Source organism: Streptomyces sp. NPDC005070, from assembly GCF_053600395.1.
On sequence record NZ_JBSFZS010000339.1, the window covers coordinates 1 to 2,964 of the forward strand.

Below are 2,964 nucleotides of genomic sequence, written 5' to 3' on the forward strand. Positions count from 1 at the left end.
GTCTCGAGGCCGTAGCCCTGGGCGTTCTCCCGCAGCGAGGCATAGCGGTCGACGTCGAAGTCCAAGTCGAGCGAGGGATAGTAGAGGACCTGGTGGGTGATCCCGTGGAAGCCGTCGTCGTGTGCCTTGGCCGCGACCGCGGCGACAAAGTTGCCGCCGGAACTGTCGCCGGCGATGGCCAGCGTCGTACCGTCCCAGGCAAGGCTCCCGCCGTCCTCGGCGGCCCACCGCACGACCGCGTAGCAGTCGTCGAGACCGGCCGGAAAAGCTGACTCGGGCGCCAGGCGGTAGCCGACGGATATCACCTTCAGCTCGGTTGCCCTCGCCAGCGAGCGTGCGACGTGGTCGTGGGTCTCCAAGCTGCCGAGGAAGAACGCGCCACCGTGGAAGTAGATCAGCAGGCCGTGGCTGTCCGCGTCGGTGGGAGTGTAGACACGCACCGGCACGTCACCGGAGGTGGTGTGCGCGGTCAGGGTCTCCACCGCGTGCAGCGGCAGGCGGTCCTCGACAGGGGGTACGTGCGCTTCCTCGGCGGCGCGCATGGCGACCGGGTCGAGCGGGCCCTGGGGCGGAGGCGGGAGGGTCGCGAGGAACTTCGCGATCTCAGGGTGCAGGGGCATGACATCACTCCTTCGTGGCAGCGGCCGCGGGCTTCTGGCCGGGGAAGACGTCGTTGATCTCGTCCTCGGTCCAGCCCTGGCGCGAGATGGCCTGCAGTTTGTCGGTCACCGGCTTGCGCGTTGCCTGGTACAGGGCGAGACCCTCCTGCGGGGACGTCGCGTGACGCAGGGCGTCGGCGAGCGCTCCGGCGTCCTCGATGGCCGAGTTGGCGCCCTGGCCCTGGTGGTGCAGCATCGAGTGCGCGGCGTCGCCGACGAGGACGACGGAGTCCGAGTGCCAGGTGTCGACGGGGTCGATGTCGTAGACGGAGCGGATGCTCACGGTGTCCATGGCGAGGCCGCGCGTGATGTCCACCAGTCGCTCGTCGAAGCCCTCGACCGTGCGCAGCATGTCTTCCTTGGTGACCTGCGGTGTCCAGGTGCCGTCCGGACACAGGGCGGTGATGTCGAAGGACACCTGGTTGCGGTGCCGGAGCGGCAGCAGGTAGACCTTCGTGCCCCGGCCGATGTACATGCGCAGGTTGTCGTCGGTGACCATGCCCTGGGCGTCGTCGACGGAGATGACGGCACGGTAGGCGTGTTCGCCGGAGAACACCGGGCCCTTGTCGCTGAACACTTGCTGACGCACGACCGACTTGATGCCGTCGGCGCCGACGACCAGGTCCGCCTCGACGGTGGTGCCGTCCGCGAAGGTCAGGACGGAGCTGTCGCCCTTGTCCTCGACCGTTTCCAGTCGGTGGCCGAGGCGCACCATGCCCTCGGGCAGTACGCCGAGCAGGGCCTCGATGAAGTCGCCGCGGTGTATCAGGTGGGTGTGGGTCTGGTCGCCCTCGGCCGGCCACGCCTCCTTCATGAGCGGGTCGCCGGTGGCGGTGAGGATCTCGAAGTACTCGCTGGGCGAGCTGACCTGGGCGATCGCGTCGAAGATGCCCCACTGGCGGAACCGGTTCATGGTGGCGGGGCGCAGACCGATCCCGGCGCCGACCTCGCGGATGTGGTTCGCCTGCTCGTAGACGGTGACGTTCGCACCGAGCAGGCTGAGGGCCTTGGCCGCCGCCGCGCCGCCGTATCCGGCTCCGACGATCGCGATCTTCAGGTTTTTCAGGTCCGAGGACTGCATGGGGGTCTCTCTTACTTCTGGATGGTCAGGAAGTCGGCGGGGTTGCCGACGAAGATCGTCTGGATGGCGGCTTCGTCGAGGCCGGCGGCGCGCAGGTCCGGGATCAGGTCGTCGAAGAGGTAGTTGATGGTGTGTCCCTTGACGCCGGGCCAGCCGAGCGGGGAGCAGTTGGCGTCGGCGGAGGCGAGGACCTGCTTGATCCGGCGGCCCTCGTCGATGAACCGCAGGAATTGGTCCAGGCGCTCCTTGCGGGGTCGGGCCCAGAACGGCGGGTCGGGCAGCTCGGTCTCGTAGCCGAAGGTGTCGAAGCCGATGCGGCCGCCCTGTTCGGCGATCCAGACGTCGCGGGTCTTGTCGGCGTTCACCCCGTCGTCGACGTGCCCGAACAGCACGCGGTCCAGGGGCAGTCCCTCCTCGTCGAAGATCGCAATGGCGTTCTCGGCGTCGATCGCGAGGTGGGTCAGGATGGGCACCCCGGTGGTGAGCGAGGCCCGGGCGGCGGCGCGGTAGATGCGCTTGTCCAGGTCCGTCATGCGTCCGCCACGGCTGACGCCGACCTTGATGACGCCGGCCAGGCTGCCGGTGTCTCCGATGCCGACGCTGATCTCGTGGACGAACTGCCGCGTCAGGTAGTCGACTTCGGCTCGGGCGAAGTACGGCAAGGCGGTGTCGCCGCCGACGAAGCCGGTGCAGGCGACGATGTGGACGCCGGTCCTCGCGGACAGCGACTTGTAGTAGTCGACGTCTCGGCCGTTACAGATGCCGGTCGCGTCGACGAAGGTGCCGCCGCCCAGCTCGTGGAAGCGGCGCAGTTTCGGGACGGTCTCCTCGTAGCGCTGCTCGGGGGTCTTCCACCACTGCGTGTCCAGCTCAGAGCCGGGCATGCCATACCCGATGTGCTCGTGGATCGCCACGAAGCCCAGCTCCTCGGCGGGGATCGGCCCCAGGACGGTGTTCACTCGCGACACAGCACTCACCTTCGAAAAGAGATCTTGACGGTCGTTCGGGCCGGCGCGTTCAGCGCATCGCGAGGAGGTCGCGGGGGTTGGCCTCGAGAATGCGCCGCACGTCGTCCTCGCCAACGCCGTTCGCCTTGAGCAGCGGCACGAAGGCGGTCAGTACGTGGCTGTACGGCAGGTCGTTCGTGGGGTGTCCCTTGGCCACCCCGGTCGCGTCGACGGAGAGCAGGATCCGGTCGCCGGCGGGTAGGCGTCAACGGCGCCG

Annotated in this window: 4 protein-coding genes; all 4 read right to left on the minus strand. The window is 68.5% G+C overall.

Annotated features, from left to right (window positions below; genetic code table 11):
* Window positions 1–620 (minus strand): alpha/beta hydrolase fold domain-containing protein (locus ACWEBX_RS38750; protein WP_451889403.1); only part of this gene is annotated, 620 nt, incomplete at its 3' end.
* Window positions 621–624: 4 nt separating this feature from the next.
* On the minus strand, window positions 625–1,740 hold the full coding sequence (locus tag ACWEBX_RS38755; protein WP_451889404.1) for an FAD-dependent oxidoreductase: 1,116 nt from the start codon (window positions 1,738–1,740) through the stop codon (window positions 625–627).
* Between the two features lie 11 nt (window positions 1,741–1,751).
* Entirely contained in the window at window positions 1,752–2,708 is a 957-nt protein-coding gene (locus ACWEBX_RS38760) for a phosphotriesterase family protein (protein ID WP_451889405.1), read from the minus strand.
* Window positions 2,709–2,757: 49 nt separating this feature from the next.
* Window positions 2,758–2,931: a phosphotriesterase family protein gene (locus tag ACWEBX_RS38765; RefSeq protein WP_451889406.1), complete on the minus strand. Its 174-nt coding sequence runs from the start codon at window positions 2,929–2,931 to the stop codon at window positions 2,758–2,760.
* Window positions 2,932–2,964 lie beyond the last annotated feature (33 nt).